Consider the following 13,265-nt stretch of genomic DNA (forward strand, 5'->3'; position numbering starts at 1 on the left):
GTCGGTGGACACGCAGCGCAGTCACGTCTTCACACCCGTACGCCGGTGGGTTAAGAATGACCCCCTGCGAACGCCCAGTCATCACCCGTCCTCGATCTGCTGCCGATGCCGGTCCGGCGTCGCGAAGGTGAGCACATGGATCGCACGCGCGCGTCGAGCGCCGCTCCCTCCGCCGCCAGCCGCCAGTTCCGTGCCGAGCTGCGCCGCTGGCGGACCCGGCGTGGCCTGACCCAGCGGGCGCTTGCCGAGCGGGTGCGGTTCAGCCGGGAGACGGTCGCCGCGGTCGAGTCCGGCCGGCGGTTCGGCAGTCAGGAGTTCGCCGTCCGGTGCGACCAGGTGCTCGCCACCGGCGGGCGGCTCGCCGAGCTGTGGCCGCAGGTCGCCGCCGAACAGTTGGCGGCGGACGGCCGGCGGGGGCCGCGGCTCGGCGAGGTGGACCCGGCCGGCCCGCCGGCCGCGCGGCGCGATCCGCGCGATCCGCAGGCGGTGGTGGCGGCGATCGACGAGCTGCGGGAACTGATCGGCCAGGTGCTCGCGCGGCCCGAACCGGAGGGCCCGCCGCCGTCGGCGGCCAACCGGCACTGACCGGGGTCGACGCCCCGGTGCGGGGGTGCCGTCGGCGTCGCCGACTCTGGGTACAGATGCTGGTACGGCCTGTTTGTACCACGGTCGGGTCTGGCCTCGGCGCGCGGCTTCCGGCGGAATGAGACGTGCAATCCGCAAGTGCAGATAGAACTTTGCCGATCAGCGCGGGGAGTCAGCAGTGGCGTCGAGCACGAGGTCCCACGCGGCCCGACCCTACCCGCCCCGCCGCCGTCGGTGGCGCATCGGTGGTCGGATGCGCCTCATCGTGGCGGCCCCGCTCGTCGCCGTGATGGGTTTCGCCGGACTGGCGCTGACCGAGAGCGCCCGACAGACCGCCCGCGCCAGCGATCTCGGCCAGCTCGCCCGGCTCGGCGCCGAGGCGGGTGGCCTGGCCCACCGGTTGCAGTACGAGCGGATCGTCGCCGCCGACCTGCTCACCCGGGGCGCCCCCGACCAGCAGGACGCGTTCGCGGACGCCACCACCGCCACCGACGCGGCGGTCGCCGGATACCGCCGGCAGCGGGCCCGGGTGCCCGCCGGCGCCGCCGCCGAACAGGCCATCCTGCCGCGGATCGACGTGGCGCTGGCCAACCTCGCCCCGCTGCGCGCGCAGGTCCGCACCGCGGAACGCGCCTCGGTCTCGGCGATGACGTTCAGCTACCGCATCGTCATCGCCGACCTGCTCGGTCTCCGGGAGAGCGTCACGCTCGGCGTGGTCGAGCCGCGGATCGCGGACGGCATCCGCGCCTCCGCCGCGCTGTCCAAAGTGGCCGAGGCGGTCGGTCAGCAGCAGGTGGCCGTGCTGCGCGCGGTCACCGCCGGCCAGGTGACGCCCGCGCTCCAGCAGGACATCACCGCCGCCCGGACCGGCGTCACCGAGGCGTCGCTGGCCTTCCTGGCGCTCGCCCGGCCGGCCTGGCAGGGCTGGTGGGAGCAGGCCGGCAGCGGCGAGAACGCGCTGCGGCTGCAACGGCTCCTCGACCAGGTGGCCCGGACGGCGGCCGGCGACCGCCTCGAACTGGACCTCGGCACCTGGCTCACCGCCACCCAGCAGTGGGCGGTCCGCCTGGCCGAGCTGCGCCTGCGGGTCGACGGGGCGGTGCTCGACGACATCCGGGTCGCGCACGCGGACCAACGTCGCCGTACCGTGGTGGAGGCGGCGGCGGCCCTGCTGGCCCTGCTGCTCACCGCGCTGGTCACCTGGGCGGTGGCCCGCCAGATCACCCGGCGGCTGCGCCGGCTGCGGGACGCGGCCAACGCGGTCGCGTTCGAGCGGCTGCCCCAGGTGGTGGCCCGGCTCCAGGAGCCGGACAGCGCCTCGGTCGACCCGGACGACCTGGCCCGTCGCCAGGCCGTCGACGCGCTGGAGGTCTCCGGCGACGACGAGATCGGCGAGGTCGGGCAGGCGTTCGACGCGGTGCACCGGGCCGCCGTGCGGACCGCCGCGGAGCAGGCCGTGATGCGGGCCAACACGGCGGAGATCTTCATCCACCTGAGCCGGCGGGAACAGCGCCTGGTCGACGCCGTGCTGGCCCAGGTGGACCGCGTCGAGCGGGACGAGACCGACCCGGACCGGCTGCACCAGCTCTACGCGCTGGACAATCTCGCCACCCGGATGGGCCGGATCAACGCCAGCCTGCTCGTGCTGGGCGGGGTGGGCGTCGGACGGGTCCGCCACCACGACGTGCCGCTGCCGCAGGTGCTCCAGGCCGCGCAGAGCCAGATCGAGCACTACGCCCGCATCCGTCTCGGCCTGGTCGACGGCGACGTCGCGGTGGCCGCCGAGTCGGTCGACGAGGTGGTGCACCTGCTGGCCGAGCTGATGGAGAACGCCACCGGCTACTCGCCGCCGGCGACCGAGGCGTGGGTGACCGGCCGGAGCCTCGGCGACCGGGTGATCGTGCAGATCAGCGACGAGGGCGTCGGCCTACCCCCGCACCGGCGGCAGCAGCTCAACGACCTGCTCGCCCAGCCGCCCGCCATCGACGTGGCCACCGTGCGGGCGATGGGACTGGTCGTGGTGGGGCAGCTCGCCACCCGGCTGGGCGCCGCCGTGCAGCTCCGGTCCGGGCCGCGGCGCGGCACCATCGCCGAGGTGGCCCTGCCGGCCGCGCTGCTCCGGCCGCTGCCGCCCGAGGAGTTCCTGCTCACCCCCGAGCGACCGTCCCGCCGGGCGGCCCGCGCCACGGTCGCGGCCCCGGTCGTGCCGGCCACCGTCGTGCCCACCGGCGCGCGGCCCGCTGCGGTGCCCGCCGGCGCGCGGCCCGCCCCGCAGCCCTGGGCCGGCGGTCCGGCCGCCGACCGGGCGCTCCCGGTCGCTCCGGTGTTCCAGCCGGCGTCGTCGGCCGCCGCCGACGCCCCCACCGAGGAGCTGATCATCTTCGACCAGGTCAACCACTGGTTCCAGGCCGACCGGCCGGGCGACGCCGCGTCCTGGGCCGGCCCGGCGGACGACGCCTGGCGCACCGCGGCGCGTGCCGACGAGCCCCGGGTCGCCGGCACCACCACGTCCGGGCTGCCGCGCCGACAGCCGCAGGAGCACCTGGTGCCCGGCGGGGTCCCGGCGCCCCGGCAGGCCACCGAGCACCGGGACCCGGCGCGGGTGGCCACCGCCATGGCGGCGTACGCCCGCGGGGTCGCCGGCCGCCGGACCAACCTGATCACCAACTGACCCGACAGGGAGTGCACGTGACCGACCACCAGGATCTCGGCTGGCTGCTGGACGCGTTCGCCGAGCGCGCCGCCGAGGTCACCCACGCGATCGCCATCTCCAGCGACGGTCTGATGGTGGCCGCCACCCGCGGCCTCCCGCCGGACCGGGCCGACCAGTTGGCGGCCACCGGCAGCGGGCTGGTCAGTCTGCTGCGCGGCGCGGCGGCGTTCTTCGACGCCGGCGCGGTGATCTCCAACGTCACCCAGCTGGAGGGCGGCTTCATGTTCTCCATGGCGTTCAACGACGGCGCCTCCCTGCTCGTGCTCGCCGATCCGCGGTGCGACGTCGGCAAGGTCTCCTACGAGATGGCCGAGTTGGCGAACCGCATCGGCGACGCGCTCACCCCCGCGGCCCGGGCGGCCCTGAGCCGCAGCCGCTGACCGCCGGCGTCCCGCCGGACTCCGCACCCCTGACACCAGGAGAGACACCATGTCCCTGACCCTGACCCGGCGCAGCCGTGCCCGCACCGCGGCGCTGCTCGCGCTCGTCCTGCTCGCGGCGCCCGCCTGCGCCGACGACGGCCCGGCCGCCGGCCCCGGCGGCACCGTCAAGATCGGCCTGCTCGCGTCGCTCTCCGGCACCTACCAGTCGGTCGGCAAGGACATCCGCGACGGTTTCCAGCTCTACCTGTCCGCGCACGACGGCAAGCTCGGCGGGCGGACCGTCGAGCTGGTCGTCGCCGACGAGGGCAACGGCGCGGCCACCGCCGTGCCCGCCGCCACCAAGCTGCTCAAACAGGACCGGGTGGCGGCGCTCACCGGCATCGTCGGCGGCGGCTCGGTGGCCGCGGTCCAACCGCTGCTCACCGAGTCGAAGGTGCCGTTCGTCGGCTCCAACGGGCGGCCGGAACTCAAGGACGTGTCCCGGGTCTGGCACACCTCCTACCTCTCCGACGAGCCCGGCGAGGCGATCGCGGCGCACGTGCGCGAGGACGTCAAGGGCAGCGTCTACGCGATCGGCCCGGACTACCAGGGCGGCTGGGACGAGCTGCGGGGCTTCACCGAGGCGTACGCCAAGGCCGGCGGGAAGCTGGCCAACCCGGACGGCAAGACCACGTTCACGCCGTTCCCGGCGACCACCAACTTCACCCCGTACTTCGCCCGGATCAAGGCCTCCGGCGCGGACGCGGTCTACACGTTCTACGCCGGCAGCGCCGCCGTCGACTTCGTCAAGCAGTACGCCCGCTCGGAGATCCGGGACGTGCCGCTCTACGCCGCCGGCTTCCTGACCGAGGGCGGTGTGCTCGACGCGCAGGGCGACGCCGCGCGGGACATCTACTCGGTGCTGAACTACTCACCGGACCTGGACAACGCGGAGAACCGGGCCTTCGTGGCCGCCTGGAAGGCCGAGCACGACGGCTCCCCGACCACATACGCGATGGCCTCCTACGACGCGGCGGCGGTGCTGGACCGGGCGATCGCGGCGGCCGGCGACGACGCCACCCCGGAGCGGATCAACGCGGCCATCGGTCAGCTCGGGCAGATCGCCAGCCCGCGCGGCACCTGGCAGTTCTCGCCGACCACCCACGCCCCGGTGCAGAAGTGGTACCTGCGTCAGGTCCGCCCGGACGGCCGGGCGCTGTCCAACACCGTGGTCGGCGACCTCGCCACCGTGGGCGGCTGAGACGTGCCGGTCGACCCGTACGTCGTCCCGGCCGTGGACGGGGTCGCCTACGGGCTGCTGGTGTTCGTCGCCGCGTCCGGGCTGGTGCTCTGCTTCGGCGTGGCCGGCATCCTGAACCTGGCCCACGGCACGCTGTTCGCGATCGGCGGCTACACCGCCGCCGCGCTGCTGGACGGTGGCTGGGCCAGCCTGGCGCTCGCGCTGGCGGTCGGCGTGCTCGCCGCCACCGCCGCCGGCGCGCTGGTCGCGGTGCTGCTCACCCGCGTCGCGGCGGCCGGGCACCTCACCCAGGCGCTCGTCACCTTCGGCGTCGCGCTGGCCGGCGGCAGCCTGCTGGTGGCCGCGTTCGGCCCGGACGACCCGCCGGTCCGGGTACCGGCCGCGCTGGACGGGTCGGTGGCGGTGGCGGGGCACCGCTACGCCGCGTACCGGCTGGTCTTCATCCTGGTGGCCGCGGTGCTCGCCGGCCTGCTGCACCTGGTGGTGCGTCGCACCCGGGCCGGCATGCTGGTGCGGGCCGCGGTCGACGACGCCGAGATGGTCGCCACGCTCGGGGTGAGCCCGGCCGTGGTGCGGTTCGGCGTGCTGGCCGCGGCCGGTGCGCTGGCCGGGGCCGCGGGCGTGCTCGGCGCGCCGATCATCGGTCCGGGGCCGGGCACCGCCGACGCGGTGCTGCTGCTCTCCCTGGTCGTGGTGGTGCTCGGTGGCCTCGGCTCGATGACCGGCACGCTGCTCGCGGCGTTGGCGGTCGGCCAGATCCAGACGCTCGGCGTGGCGCTCGTCCCGTCGGCCGCCCCGTTCCTGCTCTTCGCCGCCATGGCGGTGGTGCTCGCGGTCCGGGCCCGCGGCCTGGCCACCGCCCGGAGGGCGACATGAGGGACCGGGCGGTGCGGGCGCTGCGGGTGGCCGTCGCCGTGGCGGTGCTGGTCGGCCTGGTCGCCGCGCCCTGGACGGTGGACGACTACACCGTGGCGTTGCTGGCCCGCACGTTGGCGTTGGGCCTGGTCGCGGTGAGCGTCGCGCTGCTCACCGGCGTCGCCGGGCTGCCCACGCTCGGCCAGACCGCGCCCTACGCGGCCGGCGCGTACGCCGGCGCGGTGGTCGGCGGCCAGCTCTCCGACGTCGGGCCGGTGCACCTGCTCGTCGCGGCCGGGGCGGGGGCGGCGCTGGCGGTGGTGGCGCTGCCGCTGGTGCTCCCGGCCCGTGGCGTGGTGCTCCTGATGATCACGCTGGCGGTCGGCGAGCTGGCGGTGGTCCTCGCCGGCCGGTGGACGTCGGTGACCGGCGGCACGGACGGTCTCGCCGGCATCGCCGCGACCCGGCCGCTGTGGGGGCTGCCGGTGCTGGCCACCGACCGCGCCCGCTACCTCTACACGCTGGTGGCGGTGGCGGCGCTGACCGGCCTGGTGCTGCTGGTGCTGCGCGGCCGGGTCGGGCTGCTGCTGCGGGCCGGCCGGGACGACGAGGCGCGGCTGCGGGCCAGCGGACACCGGGTGGCGGCGCACGTGGCCGGCGTCCACGTCGCCGCCGGCGCGATCGCCGGCGCCGCCGGCTCGCTGCTGGTCACCGCGCAGCAGTACGTCTCGCCGGCCGACTTCGGGTTCGACACCTCCGCGCTGCTGCTGCTCGGCGTGGTCGTCGGCGGGACCGCCTCGGTCGGTGGCGCGCTGGTCGGCGCCGTGCTGGTGGTCGCCGCCCGGGACTGGCTGTTCGGCGCGTTGCCCGGGCAGGCGCCGCTGGTGCTGGGCCTGGCCTTCGTGGTGGTCGCGCACCTGCTGCCCACCGCCCGCCGCACCCGGCGGGCCGGGCGCGGCGGGTCGGCCACCCCGCGTCCCTCCGAGGTCCGCCGGCCACCCGCCGTGACCGGGGTACGCGCATGACGCCGCTGCTCACCGCCGAGGCGGTCACCGTGCGGTACGGGTCGCTGACCGCGCTGGACGGCGTCGATCTGCGGCTGCCGCTCGGTCAGCGGCACGCGCTGATCGGGCCGAACGGCGCGGGCAAGACCACGCTGCTCGACGTGGTGGCCGGCGCCACCCGGCCGGCCGCCGGCCGGATCCGGCTGGGCGGGTACGACGTCACAGGGCTCGGGCCGGCCGCCCGGGCCCGGCGCGGCCTCGGCCGGATCCACCAGCGTCCCGCCGTGTGGGGTTCGCTGACCGCCCGGGAGAACGTGCTGGTCGCCGCGCTGCCCCGGCGGGCCGGCCGGTGGCAGCCGGCAGCGCGGCGGCGGGCGGCCGGGCGCACCGCGGACGCGCTGCTGGACCGGGTCGGCCTCGGCGACCTCGCCGCGACCCCGGCCGGGCAGTTCGCCCACGGGCAGCGCCGGCAACTGGAGATCGCGGTGGCGCTGGCCGGGCGGCCCCGGCTGCTGCTGCTCGACGAGCCGGCCGCCGGGCTGTCCGCGGCGGAGGTCGGCTGGCTGGCGGAGTTCCTGCGCGGGCTGCCCCGCGCGGTCGCGGTGCTGCTGGTCGAGCACCGGCTGGACCTGGTCTACGCGCTCTGCGACACGGTGACCGTGCTGCGCGACGGCCGGACGCTCGCCACCGGGTCGCCCGCCGAGATCCGCGCGTCCGGCCCGGTCCGGGAGGCGTACGCGGAGGGAGTGACGTGATGCTGCGCATCGACCGGCTCTGCGCCGGCTACGCCGGTGGCACCGTGCTGCACGAGGTGAGCCTCGACGTGCGGCCCGGCACGGTGCAGGTGGTGGTGGGCCGCAACGGCGCCGGCAAGAGCACGCTCGTGCACTGCGTGGCCGGCCTGGTCCGGCCGCACGGCGGGCGGATCGAGCTGGGCGGCGTACCGGTCACCGGCCGGCAGCCGCACCGGATCGCCCGCGCCGGGGTGGGGCTGGTGCCGCAGGGCCGGCGGGTCTTCTCCCGGCTGACCGTGGCCGAGCACCTGGTCCTGGCCGCCGCGCCGTGGCGGGCGGCGACGCCGGGCGGCGAGGGCTGGACGGTCGCCCGGGTGCTGGAGCTGCTGCCCCGGCTCGCCGACCGGCTGCGGCACCGCGGCGACCAGCTCTCCGGCGGCGAACAGCAGATGCTGGCGATCGCCCGGGCGCTGCTCGGCCAGCCCCGCGTGCTGCTGCTCGACGAGCCGTGCGAAGGGCTCGCACCGGACCTGGCGCTGCGGGTCCGCGACCTGGTCCGGTCGCTGGCCGGGGCCGGGCTGACCGTGCTCCTGGTGGAGCAGCAGATCCGGCACGCGGTCGAGGTCGCCGACCGGGTCGCCGTACTGGAGTACGGCCGGGTGGTCTACGACCGGCCGGCCGACGAGGCCCGGGCCGACCCGGGCGCGGTGGCGGCGCTGCTCAGCGTCGCCGCGGTCGCGGAGCCACCGGCTCCCCGGCCCCGGCCCGGGCTGCCCACGCCCTCGGGCCCCTGAACCGACCGACCGCGAACACAGGAACGAGGAACGATGCCGACCGACGTCCCCGAGACCGAGTCCGCCCCCGGGACCGACTACGCCTTCGACACCGGTGCCGCCGACGCGGTGCCCCAGCTGCACGCCCTCGAAGCCTTCCTCGACCCGATCACCACCGGCCGGCTCGCCGCGCCGCTGCTCGCCCCCGGCGTCCGGTGCTGGGAGGTCGGTGCCGGCGGCGGCTCGGTGGCCCGCGCCATGGCCGCCGCCGTCGGCCCGACCGGCCGGGTGCTCGCCACCGACCTCGACCTGACGCACCTGCGGCCGGCCGGCAACCTCGACGTCCGCCGGCACGACGTGCGCCGGGAGCCGCCGCCGGGGGACGGGTTCGACGTGATCCACGCCCGGCTGGTGCTGCTGCACCTGCCGGAGCGGCGCCGGGTCCTGCGCACGCTGGCCGGCGCGCTCGCCCCGGGCGGGTGGCTGGTGGTCGAGGAGTTCGACTGCACCGCGCCGCTGCGGGTGCTCACCGCGCCGAGCGACGACGCGGCGAAACTCTTCGCCCAGGTCACCGACGCGATGCTGAGCATCCTCCAGAGCCACGGCGCGGACCTGGCCTGGGCGCAGGACGTGCACGCCGAACTGGCCGCCGCCGGCCTGGTCGACGTCGACACCGTCAGCCACGCGCAGAGCTGGGCGGGCGGGTCGCTCGGCATCTCGCTCTACGGCACGAACTCCCGCCAACTCGAACCGGAACTGCTCGACGCCGGGCTGTCGCCGGGCCAGCTCGACGCGTTCCGGCGGCTGCTTCGCGACAGCGGGTTCGCGGCGATGTCGTACCAGTTCGTGTCGTCCCGGGGCCGGCGTCGGGGTCCGGCCCGACCCTGACGCGTGGGCCCCGGCGCAACGGGCCGGACGGCTCGTCGACGAGGTGCGCCGTGGCCGGTGGGCACGGGCGGCCGGGGGTGCTTGGATGGGCGGCATGCCCAACCCCGCGATCCTCACCGTCGACGACGACCCGGCCGTCTCCCGGGCGGTCGCCCGTGACATCCGGCGTCGCTACGGCGACCGTTACCGGGTGGTCCGGGCCGACTCCGCCGAGGCGGCGCTGGACGCGCTGCGCGAGTTGAAGCTGCGCGGCGAGCAGGTGGCGGTGCTGCTCGCCGACTACCGGATGCCGCAGATGAACGGCATCGAGTTCCTCGAGGCGGCGATGGACCTGTTCCCCGCCGCGCGCCGGGTCCTGCTCACCGCGTACGCCGACACCGACGCCGCGATCAACGCGATCAACGTGGTGGATCTCGACCACTACCTGCTCAAGCCGTGGCACCCGCCGGAGGAGAAGCTCTATCCGGTGCTGGACCAGCTCCTGGCGGCGTGGACCGCGGAGGGTGCCACGACCACGCCCGAGCTGCGGGTGGTCGGGCACCGCTGGTCGGAGCCGTCGTTCACGACGCGTGACTTCCTGGCCCGCAACCTGGTGCCGTTCCGCTGGGTGCTCGCCGACGAGCCGGAGGGCGCCGGGCTGCTCAGCGCCGCGGGCGTGACCGCTGACGACGTACCCCTGGTGGTGACCGCGGACGGCACGTCGCTGGTGCGGCCGACGACGGCCGACCTGGCCGCGCGGGTCGGCCTCGCCACCACGCCGGCCGCCGAGTTCTACGACCTGGTGGTGGTCGGCGCCGGCCCGGCGGGGCTGGGCGCGGCGGTCTACGGCGCCTCGGAGGGGTTGCGGACCGTGCTGATCGAGCGGCGGGCGACCGGCGGGCAGGCCGGGCAGAGCAGCCGGATCGAGAACTACCTCGGCTTCCCGGACGGCGTCTCCGGCGCCCAGCTCACCGACCGGGCCCGCCGGCAGGCGCTGCGGTTCGGCGCGGAGCTGCTCAGCGCGCGCGAGGTGGTGTCGCTGGAGAACGCGGGCGGCGCGCGGGTGCTGCGGTTCAGCGACGGCAGCAGCGTCGCCGCGCACACCGTGGTGCTGGCCACCGGCGTCTCCTACCGGATGCTGCCGGCGCCCGGGCTGGCCGAGCTGACCGGGCGCGGCTGCTTCTACGGCTCGGTGGCGAGCGAGGCGCCGAGCTGCTCCGGGGAGGACGTCTACATCGTCGGCGGGGCGAACTCCGCCGGCCAGGCCGCGGTGCACTTCTCCCGGTACGCCCGCCGGGTGCACCTGCTCATCCGCGGCGACGACCTGTCCCGGTCGATGTCCAGCTACCTGATCGACCAGATCGCCCGGATCGACGCCATCGAGGTGCACCCGTGCACCGAGGTGGTCGGCGGCGCCGGGCAGGAGCACCTGGAGCGGGTGACGCTGCGGGACATGCGCACCGGCCGGACCCGCGAGGTGGACACCTCGTGGCTGTTCGTCTTCATCGGCGCGGAGCCGCACACCGACTGGCTCGACGGCGCGGTGGTCCGGGACCGTCGGGGCTTCGTGCTGACCGGGCCGGACCTCACCCGGGGCGGCCACCGGCCGGCCGGCTGGTCCCTGCCGCGCGACCCGTACCACCTGGAGTCCAGCATGCCGGGCGTGTTCGCCGCCGGGGACGTGCGGGCCGACTCGGTGAAGCGGGTCGCGTCGGCGGTGGGGGAGGGCGCGATGGCGGTCTCGCTGGTGCACCGGTATTTGGAGGCGCAATGAGTGCTGATCGGCTCAGCCCCGACGAGCTGCGCGGGCTGTTCCTGTTCGAGTCGCTGACCCCGGAGCAGCTCGCCCACCTGGCCGAGCACGGCCGGGTGGAGCGGCGCCGCGCCGGCGAGGCGGTCTACGTCGAGGGCGAGCCGGCGAGCTGCTTCTACGTGCTGCTGGACGGCACCGTGGCGATGCACCGCCGGGTTCAGGGCGACGAGGTGGAGGTGAACCGCACCAGCCAGCGCGGCGTCTACGGCGGTGCCATGCAGGCGTACATCGGCGACCCGGCGGAGCAGCGCTATCAGGGCAGTCTGCTCGCGGTCACCGACTGCGAGGTGTTCGTCCTGCCCGCGGCGATCGTCGCGGCTGCCGTGCGCGGCTGGTTCCCGATGGCCACCCACCTGCTGGAGGGGCTGTTCGTCGGGATGCGCAACACGCAGACCATCGTCGGCGAGCGGGAACGGCTGCTGGCGCTGGGCGCGCTCTCCGCCGGGCTCACCCATGAGCTGAACAATCCGGCGGCGGCGGCGGTCCGGGCCACGTCGGCGTTGCGCGGCCGGGTGGCGAAGATGCGGCACAAGCTCGCCATGATCGCCGACGGTCGGCTCGACGGGCGGCGCCTGCACGACCTGGTCGCGTTGCAGGAGGAGGCGGTGAAGCGGGCCGCCGCCGCGCCCGCGCTGTCGCCGCTGGCGGCCAGCGACGCCGAGGACGAGCTGGCCGACTGGCTCGACGAGCACGGCGTACGCGGGGCCTGGGAGCTGGCGCCGACGCTGGTGGCCGGCGGGCTCGACACCGGCTGGCTGGCCCAGGTCGACGCCGCGGTCGGCGGCGACGACCTGGAGTCGGCGGTGCACTGGATCACCTACACCATCGACACCGAGCTGCTGATGGGCGAGATCGACGATGCGGTCACCCGGGTATCCGGGCTGGTCGGCGCCGCGAAGCAGTACTCCCAGCTCGACCGTGCGCCCGTCCAGACCGTGGACGTGCACGAGCTGCTCGACGCCACGCTGGTGATGCTCCAGGCGAAGATCCCGGCGGGCGTGCGGGTGGTCCGGGAGTACGACCGGAGTCTGCCCACGGTGTCGGCGTACGCGGCCGAACTCAACCAGGTCTGGACGAACCTCATCGACAACGCGCTGGGCGCGATGGCCGGCGAGGGCACGTTGACGGTGCGCACCGGCCGCACCGACGACCGGCTGACCGTGGAGATCGCCGACACCGGTCCGGGTGTCCCGCCGGCGGTTCGACCGCGCATCTTCGAGCCGTTCTTCACCACCAAGGCGGTCGGCGAGGGCACCGGTCTCGGGTTGGACATCTCGTACCGGATCGTGGTCAACAAGCACCACGGCGACATCCGGGTCCGGTCGGAGCCCGGCGACACCCGGTTCACGGTGCTGCTGCCGCTCACGCCGGCCTGACCGGGCGCGGGTGTCCGGCCGATGTCGGCCGGGCGGCCCGCGGCGGCGGTCAGAACAGTGTGGCCGGGCCGACCGGTTCGGGTTCGGGCGGCGGCGCCAGCTCGGGCAGGCGGGCGCGGACCTGGTCGTGGAAGCGCCGGGCCAGCTCGGGGGCGTCCGCGTTGTCCGGCGTATGCACGAACACGGTCGGCGAGCGGCCCTCGCGCAGCCAGCCGACGACCACGTCCAGCCACGGCTGCCAGCCCTCGACCGTCGCGGCCGGGTCGTCCCGGCCGAGATAGCGCACCACCGGCCGGTCGGTCAACGCCCCGGTGCGCAGCGGCAGGCGCGGCTTGCGCGTCCACGCCTCCCGTTCCGCGTCGCTGGTCGGTGGCGTCCGGAAGAACGTGGTGGTGTCGAACGGGACCCACTCCGCGTCTGCCCGGCCGAGCATCCGCTCCAGCAGCCGGACCGCGTCGGGGTCGGTGAAGAAGGCGGGGTGTCGGACCTCGACCGCGTAGCGGTGGGTGGCGGGCAGGGCACGCAGGAACCGGTCGAGGTCGGGCACGTCGGTCGGGCCGAACGAGCCGGGCAGTTGCACCCAGAGCACGTGTGCCCGCGGGCCGAGCGGTTCCATCGCGTCCAGGAACGCCCGCAGCTCGGCCTCGCCGCCGGTGAGCCGGCGCTCGTGCGTGACCACCTTCGGCAGCTTCGCCAGGAAGCGGAACTGCGGGTCGGTCTGCTCCGCCCAGGACGTCACCGTCTCCCGGGCCGGGGTGGCGTAGAACGTGGTGTTGCCCTCGACCGCGTCACACCAGCCGGCGTACGCGCGCAGCCGCTCACCGGCCGGCAGCGGGTGCGGCAGGAACCGGCCTGCCCAGGACTTGTGCGTCCACATGGCACACCCGACGTGCAGCCGCATCCGGTCTCCTCTCGACGCGTT

At 75.7% G+C, this 13,265-nt stretch carries 12 protein-coding genes; 11 read left to right on the top strand and 1 reads right to left on the bottom strand.

Going from position 1 to position 13,265, the window contains the following annotated elements; genetic code table 11:
• The first annotated feature begins 135 nt into the window (after positions 1 to 135).
• From C8054_RS10680 to C8054_RS10730, 11 genes are all read left to right on the top strand, one after another.
• Positions 136 to 585, top strand: a complete 450-nt coding sequence (locus C8054_RS10680; protein WP_107156606.1) for a helix-turn-helix transcriptional regulator — start codon at positions 136 to 138, stop codon at positions 583 to 585.
• A 253-nt stretch (positions 586 to 838) separates the two neighbouring features.
• Positions 839 to 3,256: a nitrate- and nitrite sensing domain-containing protein gene (locus C8054_RS10685; RefSeq protein ID WP_107156607.1), complete on the top strand. Its 2,418-nt coding sequence runs from the start codon at positions 839 to 841 to the stop codon at positions 3,254 to 3,256.
• 17 nt (positions 3,257 to 3,273) lie between these two features.
• On the top strand, positions 3,274 to 3,678 hold the full coding sequence (locus tag C8054_RS10690; protein ID WP_107156703.1) for a roadblock/LC7 domain-containing protein: 405 nt from the start codon (positions 3,274 to 3,276) through the stop codon (positions 3,676 to 3,678).
• 49 nt (positions 3,679 to 3,727) lie between these two features.
• On the top strand, positions 3,728 to 4,921 hold the full coding sequence (locus C8054_RS10695) for an ABC transporter substrate-binding protein (RefSeq protein ID WP_107156608.1): 1,194 nt from the start codon (positions 3,728 to 3,730) through the stop codon (positions 4,919 to 4,921).
• A gap of 3 nt (positions 4,922 to 4,924) precedes the next feature.
• A complete protein-coding gene (locus C8054_RS10700) occupies positions 4,925 to 5,797 on the top strand; it encodes a branched-chain amino acid ABC transporter permease (protein WP_107156609.1) in 873 nt (290 codons plus the stop codon).
• On the top strand, positions 5,794 to 6,801 hold the full coding sequence (locus C8054_RS10705) for a branched-chain amino acid ABC transporter permease (protein WP_107156610.1): 1,008 nt from the start codon (positions 5,794 to 5,796) through the stop codon (positions 6,799 to 6,801). Before C8054_RS10700 ends, C8054_RS10705 begins: the two co-directional genes overlap by 4 nt.
• A complete protein-coding gene (locus C8054_RS10710) occupies positions 6,798 to 7,535 on the top strand; it encodes an ABC transporter ATP-binding protein (protein WP_107156611.1) in 738 nt (245 codons plus the stop codon). The genes C8054_RS10705 and C8054_RS10710 overlap by 4 nt, the downstream gene beginning before the upstream one ends.
• The gene (locus C8054_RS10715; protein WP_107156704.1) at positions 7,535 to 8,308 is read left to right on the top strand and encodes an ABC transporter ATP-binding protein; all 774 of its coding nucleotides are present in this window, start codon (positions 7,535 to 7,537) and stop codon (positions 8,306 to 8,308) included. Before C8054_RS10710 ends, C8054_RS10715 begins: the two co-directional genes overlap by 1 nt.
• Positions 8,309 to 8,341: 33 nt before the next feature.
• A complete protein-coding gene (locus C8054_RS10720) occupies positions 8,342 to 9,175 on the top strand; it encodes a methyltransferase domain-containing protein (RefSeq protein ID WP_107156612.1) in 834 nt (277 codons plus the stop codon).
• Positions 9,176 to 9,260: 85 nt separating this feature from the next.
• On the top strand, positions 9,261 to 10,928 hold the full coding sequence (locus tag C8054_RS10725) for an FAD-dependent oxidoreductase (RefSeq protein ID WP_233219576.1): 1,668 nt from the start codon (positions 9,261 to 9,263) through the stop codon (positions 10,926 to 10,928).
• Positions 10,925 to 12,343 (top strand): ATP-binding protein, encoded by a 1,419-nt coding sequence (locus tag C8054_RS10730; RefSeq protein WP_107156613.1) that lies wholly within the window; start codon positions 10,925 to 10,927, stop codon positions 12,341 to 12,343. Before C8054_RS10725 ends, C8054_RS10730 begins: the two co-directional genes overlap by 4 nt.
• Positions 12,344 to 12,392: 49 nt before the next feature.
• Here C8054_RS10730 and C8054_RS10735 read toward each other — a convergent pair whose 3' ends face one another.
• Complete coding sequence (locus C8054_RS10735; protein WP_199199690.1) at positions 12,393 to 13,220, bottom strand: DUF72 domain-containing protein; 828 nt, start codon at positions 13,218 to 13,220, stop codon at positions 12,393 to 12,395.
• Between the last annotated feature and the right edge of the window lie 45 nt (positions 13,221 to 13,265).

Origin of the sequence: Micromonospora sp. RP3T (genome assembly GCF_003027925.1) — a bacterium.
GTDB lineage: Bacteria > Actinomycetota > Actinomycetes > Mycobacteriales > Micromonosporaceae > Micromonospora.